Source organism: Corallococcus terminator (assembly GCF_049194865.1).
In the GTDB taxonomy this organism is placed as follows: Bacteria; Myxococcota; Myxococcia; order Myxococcales; family Myxococcaceae; genus Myxococcus; species Myxococcus terminator_A.
In genome coordinates this window covers 94,421-112,676 of record NZ_JBLZWL010000097.1, presented here as the reverse complement: position 1 = coordinate 112,676, position 18,256 = coordinate 94,421, and the positions used below count along the sequence as shown (strand labels likewise).

Here is an 18,256-nt window from a genome sequence, read left to right as displayed (position 1 = left end):
CATCCGCTTCCGTCCGGAGAACCCGCTGCCTTCGCACGCGAAGCTGAAGCTGTCGGTGTCCACGGCCCTGCTCACGCTGGACAGCAAGCACCTGCTGTCGCCCTTCGAAGTGGAGTTCGACGCGGCGCACGCTCCGGGCTCGCGTCCGGAGATCGCCCAGGTGGTGCCTCGCGTGGGGCCCACGGGCGGCGGTTCGATTGTCCAGATTCTCGGACGGAACTTCGCGGCGGCGACCACTGTGCTGATTGGCGGCGAGCGGGCCACCGTGTGGCCTTCGGGGATCCCGTCCTCGACGCTGTTGGAAGTGAAAGTGCCCCCGGGAGTGCCTGGCCTCGCGGACGTGGTGGTCATCAACGGCGTGCTGGATGAGAACGGAGCGCTGGAGTCGGGCTCGGGGCTGTGGGACCGCCGCGCGGGCGGCTTCCTCTACAAGGCACCGCTGAACATCACCAGCGCGACGCCTCGCTTCCTCAACCCCTTTGGCGGCAGCCAGATGCGGGTACGCGGTGTCGGCTTCCTGCCGGACTGGGCCTATGGGGCGCTGGGCGGACCGAAGGTCTATGTCGGCACGCTGCTGGCTTCCTCCGTCCAGGTCCTGTCCACGGAGGAGCTGGCCGTGACGGCGCCTATCGGGTCCTTCGGGACGGATGGCTTCGCGGAAGTGCGCGTGACGTCCTCGCTGCCGGACAATCAGGGCTCGGGCGAAAGCGTGGGAGAGCCGGAGGTGAGCCGCCTCGAGCGTAAGGTGGGCTACGGCCTGGAGCGCGGGCGCACGCCGCAGGCGCAGGGTGCTCCGACGAGCACGGATGGCGTTGCCACCGTCTCCGCGTTCCGCACGAAGGCCCTGGCCGCGGACCTCGACGAGCCCCTGTACCTGTACTCGTCAGCGGGAGCGTCCATCAACGGCAACCGCCTGCCGAAGGACCTCAACGCCAGGTACATCCAGGGAGGTCGCTACTTCGACGCCTACACCGCGGGCACCTTCGACGTCCGCAACGCGGGCCAGCCGGTCGCCTCCGTGGGGCAGACCGTCAATCCCAAGGTGGAGAAGGTGGACAGGCTCCAGGCCATCCTCTTCGGCTACCTGCCCAGTGACACGCCATGGCCGGAGTTCGACCTGACGCCGGACTCGCTCGACGTGGCGACGCTGCCGGGTCAGGTGCTCATCGCCAATGGCGCGGCTGGCCTGGCGGTGACGACGGCGAATGACCGCGCGATGACGGAGCTGGGCCGGGCGAAGTTCGGAGACTGGGGCGGGCCCGAGTTCGCCACGCGGCTGCTGCCCACGCCGATGGGGAGCTGGGTGGCCTTCAACAAGATGGTGCCGAATCCTCCGCCGGACGCGGGCCCCTGCGTGGGCTCCGAGCCCGCCGCGGGCCAGGGTGGCATCCTGCGCCTGCTGGACACGCGCTACCCCGCGGACCCGCTGCTGGTGGGGACCCTGTCTCCGGGTGGCGAGCCCTATGGCCTGACGATGCACGGCGGAAAGCTCTTCGTCGCCACCGGACACCATGAGGGCGCTCACTACTGCGACAACCCGGAAGGGACGTTGCCGCCGCCGCCCGAGTATTCGCTCGGAGGCGGTGCTGGCGGCGGACAGCGCACGACGTACCACGCGAAGACGGCCAGGCCCGAAGGTCACCTGGAGATCTACGACGCCGCGCGGCCCGGGGCGACGCTGCTGAAGCGGCTGACCTTCCCGGCCAACCTCACGGACGTGGTGGTGGTGGGGAACACGGCCATCGTCGCGGCGGCGGAGCTGGGGCTTCGCTTCATCGACATCAGCAACCCCGCGCAGGCGGTGGAGCTGGAGTGCCCGAACCCCGAGCAGCCGCTGGACTGCGCGCGCATCGACTTCGACGAGAGTCTGTCCAACACGCCGGGCCAGCCGCAGCGGCTGCGCCTCCTGGGCGACATGCTCTTCGTGTCGGCCAAGGAGGGTGGCGTGGTGCTGGTGGACGTGTCGAACCCGCGTGCTCCGAAGCTGGTGAGCGGAGGCAACACCGAGCCAGCCATGGACGTGGCGCTCGCGGGAGATCGCCTGCTGCTGGCGGGTGGAGACCGTCTGACGGAGCTGCAGGTTCCGTTCTCGTTCGTCACCGGCGTGAATCCGGAGCGCGGGGCCATCATCACTCCTGATAGCCCGGTGCTGACGGTGCGCTTCAACCGCTCCATCTTCGCGCCCAGCGTCGTGCCTGCCTCCGTTCAGCTCCTGGGCGAGGACGGTCAGCCCGCGCTGAACGCCCAGGGTCAGCCCGCCGTGGTGCAGCTCGCCGTGGAGCGTGACGACATGAAGCGTCTCTACACGGTGAAGGCCTCCGTGCAGGGCACGCTGAAGGCCGAGGAGGACTACACGCTGCTCGTCACCACCGGTGTGAAGGACGAGCGGGGCGGAGACCTCTTGAAGGATTTCCGCGCCACGTTCACCACCGGCAAGGCGAACAGCCGGGTGCCGTCGCTCAAGTCGGTGTCGCCGACCACGCTGGCCCGTGCCACCGGTGGAAGCCTCACGCTCAAGGGCTCGGGCTTCACGGGCACGGAGCAGGTGCGCATCGGCGCCAATGTGGTGACGTGCACGCTCAGCACCTGCCCTCGCTCGAATGGCGACACGGAGATGGTGCTCGCCGCGCCGGGGGCACAGCAGGCGGGCCCCGTGGACGTGACAGTCACGCACCCGGGCGGACCGAAGTCGGAGCTGGCCTTCGCGCTCTTCTACATCGATGACCCGGCCGTGGCGCACGCGACGCTGTCCCCGGACCATGGCCCCGTGGGTGGTGGGACGCGGGCGACGCTGGTGTTCGACCAGTCCGTGCTCCAGCCGGGGATGAAGGTCCGCTTCGGCGAGACGACGATGGCGGATGACGTCGACATCGTCGACCTGCGCACGGTGCGCTTCACGGTGCCCGCGGCGAACACGCCGGGAATGGAGACCGTGAGCCTGGTGATCCCCGGCGCGACTCCGGAGACGACGCTGGATTGGGACGTGGCGACCTTCGCCTATGACCTGCCGTTCGGCACGAACCTGGGGCTGCCCGGCTATCCGCCGAAGGAAGTGTCCGAGCTGCGGCTGTCGGGCAACACGCTGTACGTGGGCGTGGGAGCGCCGGCCCACGCGGTGGGCCTGGACATCTTCGATGTGACGCTCGAGGAGCGGCCCATCCGTCTGGGCGGCGTGAGGACGGACGCCCCCGTCAACAGCCTGGATGTGAGCGGCCACCTGGTACTGCTGGCCGAGGGCGCGGGCGTGACGGTGGTGGACGTGGCCGACAGCAAGCGGCCCTACATCGCGGGGCGCGCCACCACGGGTGGCATCGCCACGGGCGTTCGTATCGAGGGCACGCTGGCCTACGTCAGCGTCACCCAGCCGGGCGCGGCCAGCGGGCAGATCCAGGTCTTCGAGCTGGTGGGGCCGCAGCCGGTGTTCGTGCGCTCCATCCCGTTGTACCCGGAGGACGGCCTGGCGCTGGACCTGGGAGCGAACCGCTTCTACGTCCTCACGTCGAACATCAACGCCTCGGGTGGCAACGGCCTGCGGCTGGCCATCCATGACCGGTTGGGCGCGCGTCTAGGTGGAGTCGTCGTCGATGCGGGAGTGTCCACGGACCAGTTGATGCGTGCGCGCATCTCCGTGCGCTCGGGTCGCGCCTACGTCACGGTGGGCCGGCGCCTGTACGTCTTCGACGTTTCGACGACGCACGAGGGGCAGCCGGTGTTGCTCCAGTCCACCTTGCTGGATGCGGAGGGCTCAGGCCTGACGTGGTTCGGCGGTTCATTGTGGGTGGCCACGCGCGGCGCGGGTCGCACCGTCGTGGAGATTGCTCCCGCCGAGCTGCTCGCGGTGGGCTCGTTCCCGGAGCCGGATTCGTTGGCGCCGGTGGGCACGGAGGTCCGCATCGACTTCTCGCTGCCCGTGGCGCTCGACTCGCTGGTACCGGGAGCCTTCAGCGTGAAGGCCTTCTCGACGGCGTTCCCCGCCGGGCGCGTGGTGACCGGAGTCAGCCGGGTGGAGGCGACCGCCCTGCGGACCTCGTCGCTGTTCTTCACGCCCGACGTCGCGGACGTCTTCCAGCCCGGTGAGCAGGTGGAGGTGTCCCTGGCGGCGGGCGGCGTGAAGTCCACGCTGTCCGAGGAGGGGCTGTCGCGTCCGCTGGCGACGTCGGTCTTCTTCAAGTTCAAGGTGGACCAGGCCGGACGCCAGCGGCCCGCCATCACCACCGTCACTCCGTCGAGCGGTCTGCGGACCGAGACGACGACGGTGCGCATCGACGGCACGCACCTGGGCGGCACGGGCCTCGTGGTGTCCGTGGGTGGTACGCCCATCACCGGCGCTGGCAACGTGGTGTGGGACGCCGGGACGGGCGCGCTCATCGTGCGGATTCCGCTGTCGTCGGTCGCGGGGCCCGCGGCGGTGCAGGTGGCCTACTCGGACGGAATGCAGGCGACGCAGCTGGGCGCCTTCACGTACCGGGACGCGCTCCAGTTGAGCGCGCCGGTTCCGGACCATGCGAGCCAGCAGGGTGGCGTGGAAGTGGCCCTCATGGGCACGGGCTTCCTTCCCGGTATGGAGGTCTTCTTCGGCGACGCGCACTCGTTCACGGTGAACGTGCGCACGTCGGGTCAGGCCACGGCGGTGGCTCCTCCCCATGCGGCGGGGCTGGTGGATGTGAAGGCCCGCCTGACGCTTCCCACGCATGACGGTGGCACCCAGCAGCGTGAGGCCGTGCGCCTGAGCTCGTTCCTCTATGGCGCGGGAGCGATGGCGCGGCTGGAGACGCCTCCGTTGCGGCACGTCCTGGTGGACCGTGGCGTCCTCTACGCCTCCATCGGTGGCGAGGTGGACGTCACCGGCCCCCATGGCGCGGCTGTCGAGGGCGGAGGACTGCGTTCGCAGTCCCAGGGTGGCCTGTTCATCGCGGACCTCTCCGAGCAGACGGCGGTCCGGCAGATGGCGCGGGTGATGTTCAGCGACAGCGGGAAGTCGGGGGCGTACCAGTTGGCCAAGGTGGGCAACGTCCTCTACGTCGCGGCGGGGACGGGCGGCCTGAAGGTGCTGGACGTGACGCGGCCTTCCGCGTCGTCGGTGACGTACTCGCTGCCGGGGACGGGCGCGACGGTGGCCGTGGCGGCCGGGGGTGACATGGTCTACGCGGCGGATGCCGCGGGCATTCGTGCGTACCGGACCACGGAGAATCCCCAGCCGCGTCAGACGTACCAGCGGCTCATCCAGGGTGGCGTCACGGCGCTGGCGCTGAATGGCCACTACCTGCTCGCCTCGGCGGAGGGGGTGGGAGGAGCCCGGCTGCTCGTGCTGGATGCGCGCCGGGGAGACCTGGAGCAGGTGGGCGAGGTTCCGCTCATCGGCTCCGCGCGCCACATCACGACGGAAGGCTCGCGAGCCTACGTGTCGCTCGGCGCCAAGGCGCAGGTGTCCGTCATCGAGCTCCAGACGCCGAGCCAGCCTTCGCTAGTGGGCGCGCTGCTGCTCACGGACGTGATGAACAATGGCCGGGTCTCGGCGGAGCAGACGCGGGTGGCCGCGGGCATCGCGTATGTCGCGGCGGGCGGCGGCAAGGTGCAGCGCTTCCGGGTGCCGCACACGGGGAGTCCGACGGCACTGGAGCACGCGCTGGTCCAGGGCGATGCCAACACGCTGGCGATGATGGACAAGTACCTGATGGTGGGAACGCTGGTGCTCGACAAGAACGGGCGCGCGGTGGAACTGCCCATCCAGTCGCCGGACACCGGGCACGGAGAGCTGGCCGGCACCATCGCCTCGGTGATGCTGGACCACCTGGAGGTGCGTGGCTCCATTCCAGCCGAGGGCGAGACGGTGCCCGTGGGGACGAAGCCGACGGTGCTCCTGTCGGAGCTGCCGAGCACGAGCACCCTGGACCAGGTGCGCCTGGAGACGTCGACGGGCCAGGCGGTGACGGGCTCGGTGGAGGCCCGCTCGGACGAGGGTGGCGCTCGCGCCATCTTCACGCCGTCGCCCGTGCTGAGCGTGGGGACGCGCTACGTGCTCAAGGTGGGCAGCACCCTGGCCGACCTGCAGGGCGGTGAGCTGGGCACGGACACGGAGGTCCGGTTCCAGACGGCCACCCAGGCCACCGTCTCGGGTCCGACGCTGGGCGAGGTGAGCCCGGCCTACGGCCTGACTGCGGGTGGTGAGACGGTGACGCTGCATGGCACCGGCTTCATGTCGGGCTGCACCGTGCTCATCGGCGGCAAGCCGGCGGGCGCGACGTCTGGAGGAAGCTGCGCCGTGTCGCAGGGTGGAAAGGTCATCCAGGTCATCGCGCCTCCCGGTGTCGCGGGCGCGGCGTCCGTGGAGGTCCGCAATCCGGATGGCCTGTCGGTGTCGCGGCTCGGGGCCTACCGCTACCTGCCGGTTCCGAAGTTGACGAAGGTTGAGCCGACCTTCGCGGAGACGATGAGCCGCGCGCAGGTGCGCCTGCACGGCGAGGGCTTCTATGCCGGCTCGCGCGTGACGTTCTCTGGAGTGCCGGCGAGCGCGACGACGGTGGACGTGTCGGGCGTGCTGACGGCGACGGTGCCGGATGGAATCGTGGGGCCTGTCGACGTGCGCGTGGAGACGCCCACGGGCGGCGGCGCGGTGGGCAGCGTGCTGGCGGGTGGCTTCACCTTCACCCTGGCGAAGCGCGAGGAGCTGCAGGCCGGTGGGCCCGCGAGCGCGCTCGTGGGGACGACGCTGTTGCAGGCGCGGGACAGCGACCTGGTCGCCATCGACCTGTCGACGTCTGGCAACAAGCTCGAGCTGGGCCGCGTGCCTGGCGTGAGTGGTGCCATGTCGCTGGCGGTGTCGGGAAGCCGGGCCGTCCTGCTCGGGACGAACGTGGTGGTGCGGTACGAGCTGGGCGCTTGTGGCAGTGGCCCGGGAGTGCCTTGTGCACCGGTGGAGCTGGACCGTGTTCCGCTGGTGGCGGGCGCGTACCTGACGTCCGTGGCAGTGGGCCCTGGAGCCTCCACGGTCGCCGTGGCGGGTGGTGGTGAGCTGGTGCTGCTCGGCGAGATGCGCGAGGCGAGCCAGACGAGAGACCGGCTGGTGGTGCTGGCGCAGCACTCGCTGTCGCCTTCGCGCATCGCGGCGCTGGGCGTGGTGGGGGATGCCCTGGCGGTGCTGCTGGAGCAGAACCAGGTCTCGCGCGTGGAGCTGCGCAGCCTGAAGGACGGTGAGCTGAAGGTGCTGGGCACCGTGGGCGGGCTGGCGGGGATGGCCATGGACCTGTCCGTGGAGGGCAGCCGCATCGCCGTGGCGGCGGGTGCTTCCGCGTACGTCCTGGAGGCGATGGACCCGACGGCGCCGAGGTCGCTGGGCTCATGGACCTCGACTGGCGATTTCGCGAGCGTGCCGAGCGCAGTGGCGCTCTCGGGTCCGTGGCTGATCGCCGCGGGCACGGGGCGTGCGTCGTGGATCGACACCACGCCGTCGACGACCTTCGTCGAGCGGACCTTCTTCACGCACACCGCCAGCTACCAGCCCCGTCCGCTGGTGGGTGATGGCTTCGTGCTGGTGACGACGCTGTCGGGCCGTACTCAGCTCTTCGACACGCTGCCGTACCCGACGGTGCGCCACATGTCGCCTCGGCCCGGAGGCGTGCTGCCGCTGAACGCGCCCGTGTCGGTGTCCGTCGCGAGCGAGCTGTCCCTGTCCGTGGTGGCCGGCTCGTCCATCCTCCTGCTGGATGGGACCACGGTGGTGCCCGCGACGGTGACTCCGTCGGGCTCCACGCTGCGTTCGCAGCCCACCAGCGCGCTCGTGTCCGGTCGGGACTACTCCGCGCGCGTCACCCTGGGGCCGACATCCTACAAGGGCGGCACCGTGCTCGGGGACTGGACGTACTCGTTCCGTGGTGACGCGGAGGCCTCCGGTGTCTCTGTCTCCGAGATTGCCCCTGACCATGGACCCCTGACGGGTGGCACCGTCGTGACGCTCGATGGTTCAGGCTTCGCTCCGGATTCGCAGGTGTTCTTCGGCCTGAAGCCGGCCACGGATGACCCGACGCACGAGGCACTGGCCACCCAGCTGCGGGTGCTCGCTCCGGCGACGCAGCACGCGGGGCCGGTGCTGGTGCGCGTGGTCAGCGGGAGCGACGTGGCGGAGGTGCCCGGTGGCTTCGTCTACAACACGCCGCTCTCCGTCTCCGAGGTCGCGCCGAACCGCGTCGACCACGCGGGGCAATGGGTGCGACTGACGGGCACGGGCTTCACGCGAGGCCTGGAGGTCCGCTTCACGCAGAACGGTCCTCCCGCGCAGCTCATGAACTTCGCGACCAACCGCGTGGATGTCCGCATCCCCGCGGGAGGGACGGGCTGGGTGCCGCTCTACCTCTCCCAGCCGGGCGCGAGCCTGGTGCTGGAGCAGTCGCTCCACCGGGGAGACCTGAAGGCGCCGGGCCAGATGCCCGAGTATCTGCCCGCCGGGTCCGTGCCGCTCGCGCAGAAGACCTTCAGCGCGACGTTCGACGAGCCCGTGCGGCTGGGTGTGGCTCCCGAGGCGCTCACCACGGCCGTGATGACGAACGTCACGACGGGGACCGTGCTGGCGGGCACCTTGAGCGTGACTGGCTCGACGGTGACCTTCACGAGACCGGCGGGGGCCGCCAACCTCGAGTCCACCAAGGGCTACATGCTGACGTTGACGAACGTCTACGACGTCGTGGGCAACGTGCAGCCCGCGCCATGGCCGAAGACGTTCTACGCCGTGGACGTCCTCGACCCCACGGTGGCGCTGGCCTTCGACGGACGCACGACGCCGGTGCACAACTCCACGCTGGGCGTGGGCACGGAGTACACCTTCGTGGTGTCCGGCACGGACACGGGCCCGGGGCCGTTGAACCTGGAGCTCTCCGTGGATGGCCAGGAGCTGGCGAGGGTGTCGCCGTACGAGCCGAAGTACCGCCACACCTGGCGGAGCATCCCGGCTGGCGGCAAGTCCACGCTGGTGGCTCGCGCGGTGGATGGCAGCGGCAATGACGCCACGGTGACGGCCATCGTGAACCTGACCAACGACAGGTTGCCCACGGTGAGCTTCACGGAGCCCGCGCTCGCGGCGGTGCAGGGCAAGGAAGGCGAGACGCTCGCCCTCCGAGTCTCCGCGGAGGACCCCGAGCAGCTCAGCTCCATCGAGCTGAGCATGGACGGCCAGCCGCTGCGGCGTGTCACCGGCCTGACGGGGACGACGAGCGTGCTGGAAGAGACGCTCCCGCTCGTGCTGACGGGAGCGGTGAACGAGGTCCACGAGCTGGTCGCCGTGGCGACGGACTCGCGAGGACAGACCTCCGCGCCCGCGCTGCTACAGGTGACGGTGGAGCGCGACAACGAGGACCCGGTGGTGGCGTGGGTGCTGCCCACCCAGGGCGCCAAGATCTCCTCGGGCGCGAGCCTGGAGCTGCGCGCGAGCGTGTCCGACAACAACCGTGTCGTGCGCACCACGTTCCACCAGTTGATGGGGACGACCGAGCCGAAGCAGCTCGCCACGTTCGCGGGAGTCCCCGCGCCGGTGCGCTGGGTGGCGCCGTCCGTCTCCGAGGACACGCTCGTGAAGCTGCGGGTGTACGCGGTCGACGCGCGTGGCAACGACATGGAGTCAACGGTGGAGCTCACCGTGCTGGGCGCCACGTCGAGCGCGACGAAGCCGATGGTGAGTCTGCGCACGCCGAGCGTGGGCAGCACCTTGTGGGAAGGCAACGAGGTCGAAGTGGCGGTGGACGTGAGCGCGCCGGCGGGTGTCGCTTCCGTTCGTCTGGAGCTGGACCTGCAGTCGGTGACGCTGACGCACGAGCCCTGGAGCCATCGCTTCCAGGTGCCCGTGCTGGTCAACGACAAGCCGTATCGCGTGGCGGTGCGCGCGGTGGCGACGGACGTGGACGGGCTCCAGAGCGAGCCGCTGGTCCAGATCTTCCAGGTGCAGAACTCCTCGCTGCCCACTCCAATCATCCAGGTCGCGACGCGGCCGGTGGGGCCGATGTGGCTGGGGGGCTCGCAGCTCCAGGTGAAGGCCGAGGCCGGGGCGATGACGCCCGTGCCTTCGCTCACGGTGGGGGGCGTCGCGTTCTCCGGGACGGACGGGCGCTACACGCTGCCGCGCGGTCCGGAAGGCGCGCCGGTGGTGGCACGGGTGGAGGCCCTGGAGACGGGCTCGCAGCGACTGGCGAGCGTGAAGACGGGCGCGCTGGCGGTGTTCGCGCGGGGCGACGAAAGCGTGAAGCCGGAGCCCTCGTTGCCGGTGGTGGCCGTGGCCGCGAGGAGCGACGCGTGGGCGGTGCTGCGCGAGGACTCCGTGGGAGAGGCCGTGGTGGAGCTTCGCTCCCGTTCCACGCTCGCCGTCATCGGCACGCGCCGGGTGAAGGGGCGCGGGGTGGGATTGGCCTTCGTGGAAAACCGGCTCGCGGTGGCGGTGCGGCGCGGAGGCGCTGGCGTGGTCGAGCTGCTGTCGTTGCCGGACCTGACGGTGACGTCAGTGAACGTGCGGCGCGCGCCCACGGCGCTGGCGGCGGTGCGCGGTGCGCTGCTGGTGGTGGGAACGGATGAGGGCCTCGAGGTGTACACCGCCTCGGGCCAGGTCGCGGGACGACTGCCCGGCGAGCCCGTGAAGGGGCTCTCCGTGAGCGGGACGCGTGCGCTGGTGCTGGGCGAGACGCGCCTGACGTCGGTGGACGTGTCCACGCCGCATGCGCCCACGGTGAAGGCCTCGGTGGCCGTGGCGAACGCGGACCTCGTCGTCGCGGCGGGGGAAGACAGGGCCTGTGTGCTGGGCGGCACGATGCTGCGTTGCTTCGAGGAGTCGGGTGTCCACCTGACGCTGCTCGGGACGGAGCCCACCACGCTGGATGTCCCGGCACAGTCCGCTTCCGTGTTCGGGCCGTGGCTCGTCGTGGGAACCACCCAGGGGCTTCGGGTGCATGACATCCGCTCCGAGCCCGCGTCGGGTGGCGCGTACCCCGTGGGCGTGGGTCACTACCCCACGCTGGCGGGAGCGGCGGTCATCACGGCGGGAGACATCCTGACCGCGGATGCGCGAAGCGTGGCGCGGCTGCCGCTGGGACGTGGACCCGACGAGCCTGTCGTGTCGCTGGTCGCGCCCGCGACGGGTGTAGCGGGAAGTCGGATCGCGCTGACCACTGGCGTGAGCGACGAGGTGGATCCGTTCAATGCCTACGTGTCGGAGCTGAAGGTGAACGGCCGGACGGTGGAGGTGCTCGACGGCCGCTTGCCGGACTCGGTGGACCTGCCGCTGACGGGGACGAGCGCGCACCTGGAGCTGTGGGTGCACGACCAGGCCGGCAACTCCGAGAAGGCGGAGGACGTGGTGGCCCTGACGACCGCGACGTCCGGCCCGGAGTTCGTGAGCCTGGAGGCGCCCGAGCAGGTGCTGGAGGGCACGCGCATGACGGTGGTCCCCAGGTTCGTGGACCCGGCGCGGGTGAAGACCGTGACGGTGTCGCTGATGGACGGCGCGACGGTGCTCAGAAGCGTCACCGTGACGTCGCCGGCCCTGTCGGCGGTGCTGTCGGTGCCCATGGTGGGCACCGGAACGGGACATGGCATCACGTTGGTGGCGACCGCGACGGATGGCAGCGAGACGGCGATCTCCACGCCCAGGTCCGTGCTCGTCTTCACGAATGACAAGCCGGCTGGCACGCCGTTCACGGTGACACCCGCCGTCGCTCAGGCCTCGGAAGGCCAGCCGGTGTCGATGACGGTGGCGTTCCAGGGCGACGTGCCCGAGCGCTACACGGTGAGCTTCGCCGTCGGACTGAGCCAGGTGACGCTGGAGGAGCAGATGCTCCTCGCCTCGCCGGCCACGGTGGCCACGCCGAGGATGCCGTTGCTGGCGACGGGTGCGGGCAGTGTCCAGGCGTGGGTGACGGCGCGACTGGTCGACGGCGATGGTCGTGAGTCCGTGGCGCACGCGCAGGTGCTGGTGGTTCCGGACGAGACGCTCCCGTCGATTGCGGCGCTGGACGTGACTCCTTCGGGCACGGTGGTGGCCGCGGGTTCGATGGTGACCGCGAAGCTGACGGCGACGGATGGCTCGCTGCCGGTGGTGGAGCAGGGGCTGCGCGTGAAGCTGGGTGATGTGCTGGTGGCCACGGGGGGACCGTTGCTCAGCTACACGGTGCCGGTGGGCACGCCCGTGGGCACGGTGCTCCGCGTGGAGGGCTGGGCGAAGGACCTCCAGGGCAACGTCAGTGATGGTGGCCCCGCGGACTTCCGGGTGCGCGAGGTGGTGGCGCCCACGATGTCCGACGGCTCGGTCGTCGTCGCGGGGGACTTCGCGGGAGCGGTGGACGTCGCGCTGCTGGGCGAGCTCGTCGTAGCGGCGACTCCGAAGGGCGTCGCCGTGGGTCGGCTGGTGCGTGATGCGGCGACGGTGACCGTGACGCCTCTGGGGATGGTGCGACTCGAGGGCACGCCGCTGTCGCTGGCCGTCCAGGGACGTCATGTCCTGGTGGCGATGGCGGAGGGCGGCTTGAAGGTCGTGGACGTCTCGCGGCCGGAGCAGCCGCGCCTCGTGGGAGCGACGCAGAACACGTCGGTCATGTCGCTCAAGGGGGCGAGCCGGGCCTTCGTGGCGGAACAGGGCATGTCCTGGATCGATGAAGTCATCCTGACCCAGCCCGCGGCGCCTCGGTTGATCTCCTACGCGAGCCGCTCGGTCCCGTACGTGACGACGCCGTTGCTGGCGGTGACGGGTGAGCGGATGTTCTACGCGTCGCTCAAGCGCCTCTACGTGCGTCCGGTGGCGGTGCCTACCTCCCAGACCTCCGTGGACCTCCTGGACAACGTCCGGCTGGTTGACGTGGATGGAGCGATGCTGGTGGCGGGGACGACGCGAGGCGTGCAGGTGGTGGCGGTGGGCACGTCGAGCCTGGTGGCGCAGGGCGAGGCGGTGCTGGGAACCGGGACGCGGGCGCTGGCCGTCAGTCGTGGCCGGGCCTACGTCGCGGGCGACGATGGGGTGCTGCGCACCGTGGACGTGAGTGAGCCGTACGCGCCGCGAGTGCTCGCGCAGGAGTCACTGTCGGCGCGGGCGCTGCGCGTGTCGGGCGGCGTGTTGCTGGCGGCGACCGAGTCGGGGCTCGTGGTGAAGGTGCTGTCGGAAGGTCCGTCCGAGGGCACGACTCCTTCGGCCCTGGGCACCTGGTCCAACACGGATGATGCGGTGGTGGGCTTGTCTCCGGCGCGACGCGGCGTCGTCGTGGCGGCGGGGCTGGCTGGGGCATCGCTGGTGGACCTGGCCATTCCGTCGCGTCCCACGCGGCAGCTCTCGGTCTCCGTGCTGAAGGCAGTGCGGCAGATCGAGCGCGTGGGCGGGGACACCTTCCTGCTCAATGGAACGGCGATGTCCGTGTTGACGGATGCGAACACCACGGGGGCCTTCGTCGTGGACAGCACTCGCGGGTCCAGGCTGTCCTCTGGCGTCGGGAGCGTGGAGCGGTTCCATGCGACGCCTGGACGGCTGTGGACGGTGAGCGCGGGAGTCGTCGCGACGGCCAGCCTGCCGGACGTGCTGTCCGTCAAGAAGCTGGACCTGCAGGGGCCGACGCTCGACGTCGCGGGAGATGAGCGCTGGGCCGTCATCGCGCGAGGCCCCGCGGGCTTCACGTGGGTGGAGCTGGATCGCGCGGGGGACATCCTGAGGCGGGAGAGCATCGCGAGCGAGCCGACGAACGTCGTGGCGCTGGGCGGTGAGCTGTTGCTCGCGGGCAATGACTCCGGGTTCCGGGTCTACGCGCTGGACAGCGCGGGGAGCCTCGTGGCGCGGAGCACGGTGTCGACGCCGGGGCCCGTGCGGCGCATCCGGTTGTCGGGGCGCCTTGCGCTGGTCACCACGGAGCAGGGCGTGCAGCTGTGGGATGTCGCGACCACCACGCCGGGACTGAAGGCCACGCTCGTCGCTCCGGACGCGAGGGACGCGGTGCTGGCGGGAGACCAGGTCGTCGTCGCGCGGGGCTTCTCGGGCGTGACGGTGTTCACTGCGCCTTCGTCGCTCGCGGCGCCGACCGCGACGCTGCAGCTCTCCGCCGCGCCGCTGGTGGTGGTGCCAGGCACGCTGGTGCCGTTCGAAGCGCGGGTGTCGGGTGCTCGCGTGGACGACGCGCTGCTGCTGGTGGATGGGGTGCCCTTCGCGCACCTCGAGCCAGGGGCAGCCTCCGGCCAGTGGTGGGTGCCGGAGACCGCGCTGCCGGGCTCGGAGCTGCGGCTCCAGGTTCGCGCCCGCGCGGTCCATGGCGTGGAGGGGCTGTCCGAAGAGCGAGTCATCCGCGTGGCGACTCCGCCCGCCCAGGGCGAGCCGTGGGTGTCGGTGGAGGACCCGGACTGGTACGATCCGTTCGCCGTGGGGCAGTCCGTTCCGATCACCGCGTACGTGTCGGGCGGCACTCCGCCGTACACGGTGACGGCGAGCCTGGAGGACGTGTTCCTGGGCGTGCTGACGCCGAAGGTGGGCTCGGACGGGTACTACTCCGGCTCGGTCCGACTCCCCACCCACCTGGTGGAGTACCCGGCACTCTACGTCGACGTGGTCGACGCGCTGGGCCAGCCGGCACGCGGAGAGGTGACCATCAACGTGCGTGGCTCGGCGAGTCCTCCGGCGGACTTGCAGGGAATGCCCCGTCGCCTGTTCGCGAGCCCGGCGAAGAACGTGCTTCAGCTTTCAGCGATGGATGACGGGTCGTCGACCCTGCGGCTGTATGTCGATGGCGAAGTCGTCGCGAGCAACTTCTCCTCGGAGGAGGGGGTGCGCAACACGCTCGACTTCACGTTGGACCTCTCCGGGAAGCACGCAGGTGACGTGGTGACGCTGCGGGTCGTCGTCGAAGACACCCTGGGGCAGCGGCTGGATTCGGGAGTGCGCAGCTACGTGCTCCTGGCGCCTGTCGCCATTCCGACCATCGAGTCCTTCTCGGCAAACAACGCTCGCGTCGAGGGGACCGAGGCTTACGTCCAGGTCAACGCGGAGGACGTCGATGGGGACCTGGACACCGTGAGTGCCTGGGTCATCTACGGCGCGACGTATGTGAGCCCCACGCAGATCGAGGGTGGAGGGACTCCGGAGTTCATCGGCGGTGGCCTGAATGGGGCGCTGGAGACCTCCTTCTACCTGCCGTTCCTGACGGACCCCCGCCTGGAGGGAAAGAACACCGTGGTGGTGATGGCGCTCGCCATCGACCAGATGGGGCACGAGGCGCGGCGCTATACGGAGGTGAGGCTCGACGCGAACGCCGAGCCTTGGATCAGCTTCAGTGTCGTCTCGTGGCCGTCGAACCTGCCGTTGGCCGCCGGGCATACGGTCGGCTACCAGGTGTCGGCATGGGATGACCTGGCCATGTCGACGTTGTCGGTGGTCGCGACGCTCCCGAACGGAAACGTCGTTGCCGCCTCCGTGGACTGCCCGGAGTCCGGGACCTGCTTTCTCACGCTGTCCTCCCTCACGCTCACGGAGGGCACGCTCAGACTGTCGGCCGTTGGCACCGACATTCGCGGCAGGAGTGTCACGCAGACGCATGAGGAGCCGGTCGTGGCGAACCGCGCGCCCTGGTTCTCGCTCTCCGCGCGCAGCAGCTATGCGGCTGTGGGGATCCCCGCCACTGTGGATGCGACCTTCTTCGACGAGCGCCAGCTCCAGTCGCTGGAGGTGCTCGCCGGGAGCGCGGTCCTGCTGAGCGAGGGGCCCGTGGCGGTGAGCGTGTACAGCGGCTACAAGCGGACGGCCTCGTTCACGCCCGTGGCGGAGGGGCCGTTGACGTTCACCGCGTCCGCGGTCGATATGCTCAACGCGTCGGCCACCTCGGCGCCGCTGACACTGCCAGTGTACGCGGCGAACGCGGGGGCGGCCTGTATGGCAGCGGTTCCCCTTCCTCAAGGCGTCAACTTCCGGCCGCTGCTCCGTTCGCAAGAAGCTCCTGTCGCGTGGCCGTGTGGCGTGGCGACCATGAGTCAGCAAGGGTCATGGCATTCCCTGCCGTTTGACGGCCCTGTGGAGAGTCTCACGCTGACCTCGACGGGTGGCTGGTACCTGCCGTTCTTCACCTTCGTCCAGGACATGGCTGGACCCGACGGATGCACGCCGCTCGAAGGCCAGGCGACGTGCCGGACAAGCACGGTCATGAGCATCACGACCGGGCCGATGTCGAAGGACGCGAAGGTTTACATCCCGTCCCTGAGCAGCACCCAGGGAATCCTGTTGGAGCGGGCGCGTCTGGGAATTGGCGCGAAGTGCACGCCCGGCGACTCGAACTTCGTCTGCGGTCACGGCGTGTGCAGCGAAGAGGAGGGCGAGCAGTCGCTGGATGGCTCACCGGTGTTCCGCTGCCAGGGCAGTCAGTGCGGTGACGGGAAGAACAACGACGATGGTGACATCGTCCATGACTACCCGAGTGATCCGGGTTGCGAGTCTCCCGAGGACGACGACGAGATGGATCCCCCTACCGAGCCCACCTGCTCGGACGGCGAGGACAATGACGGAGATGGGCTCGTGGACTGGCCCGAGGATCCGGGCTGTGGCAGTGCCGCGGGAACGTCGGAGGACGGAGATGGCGAGAGCTGCGCGGCACCTATCGACCTGACGCAGGAGGCTAGTGTCGGTCTGGACCAGATGGCCATGCTTCCGATCGACTTCGGTGGGGCGGCGGATGACCATCGACTGACGTGCTCGACGGAGAACCAAGTGGACCGGGTGGTCGGCATCCGCATGCCGGGGCCTGGACTGGTCATCGTGGGAGCGGAGACGCAGCTCAGTGGCTTGTCCCTGCGCAACTCGTGCGCCGACGACAACCGGGCCATCACGTGTGACGTCAAGTTGGAGGCGGCGTCGGAAGTCTTCACGAGCGCGCGCGTGGACGAGGGCGGGGTCGTCTACGCCATCGCGGAAGGGACAGGGACGGCCCAGCTCCGGGTGCATGGCATCCTCGACGACGACGCCGTGTGTGATCCGTTGCAGCCCTGGTTCCGGTGCGCGGAAGATCAGCACTGTCGCCCGAAGGAACTGGAAGGCGGCGGGGTGTCCATCACTGAGTTCCAGTGCCGCGTGTCTCGCTGCGATGACGGGATGGATTCGGACGGCGATGGGAAGAAGGACTTCCCCAACGACCCCGGCTGTTCGGACCCGATGGACGACGATGAACAGGACCCCATCCCCGCGCCGGCTTGTGGCGACCAGGTGGACAGTGAGCCGGTGGGTCAGGAGGATGGGTGGATCGACTTCGCCGAGGGTTCGTCGGGAGATCCGTCCTGTCTGAGCGCCGGAGACGACGACGAGGTCGCCTGCGGCGAGCTGCTCTCGACGCAGGGCCTGCCGCTGACGCCGGTGGTCATCCAAGGGACGACCCGTTTCGCGGATATCGCCGCGTCGGCGGGGTGCTCCGACTCACGCTATGTCCGGGCACGGGCCTACGATTTCGTGGCGCCCGTCGCGGGGACGTATCGGTTCCGGGTGGACAGTAGTCTCAGCCAGGCCCGGCCCTTCTTGTCGCTGCGCGAGGAGTCCTGCCGAGGAGAGGTCATCACTGCCTGCAGGTCCCGACAAAGCTCGGGCGGCGCGATGGGAGTCGTGACGCTCGCGGCCAACGAGCGAGTGGTGGTCGTCATCGAGGCCTGGGACGCGGTTGACTTCACCCTGACGGTGGAGCTGCCGTTCGCGTGCGGCAACGGGCGGGATGACGACGGGGATGGGCGCATCGACTACCCCGAGGAGCCCGGCTGTGAGTCTTCCCGGGATGAGTCCGAGGTGGACCCCGCGGTGTTGCCCGTGTGCGCCGACGGCGTGGACAACGACGGAGACGGGCAGTCGGACTATCCGTTGGACGCGGACTGCCACGCGGCTTCCGGGACGACGGAGCGGACCAACTGCCAGGGCGTCGAGGGGGTCCACTTGACGGACCCGCTCCCCATCTGGACGGCGGCGAACACGTCAGGCACCAGCTCCATCAATCACGATCAGGACACCTGCTCCTATTGGTCCGAGGCCCCGGAGAAGGTGTTCTTCTGGGTGGCTCCCGCCGCGGGGACGTATGTGATTGATACGGAGGGCTCCAGCATCGGCACGGTGGTGGCGGTGTACCCCCGCTCGTGCGAGCCCGAGAGGATCCTGGCCTGTGATGGGCGGAGCCGGCACAACGGGACGCCGGAGGTCCGGATTCCGCTGGATGCCCAGCAGGCCATCACCATCGTCGTGGATGGCTACGAAGACACGGAAGTTGGCAGCATCCGCCTGAGCATTCGCGAGGAGTGA

1 protein-coding gene (only partly in view) is annotated in these 18,256 nt (G+C 69.9%); it reads left to right on the top strand.

Annotation, left to right across the window (positions count from 1 at the left end):
• Positions 1–18,256 carry the 3' portion of an IPT/TIG domain-containing protein gene (locus ACN469_RS30015; RefSeq protein WP_498773351.1) on the top strand. Its footprint begins 13,331 nt before the window's first position, so the window shows 18,256 of its 31,587 coding nt (coding positions 13,332–31,587); its start codon lies off the left edge, out of view; the stop codon is at positions 18,254–18,256.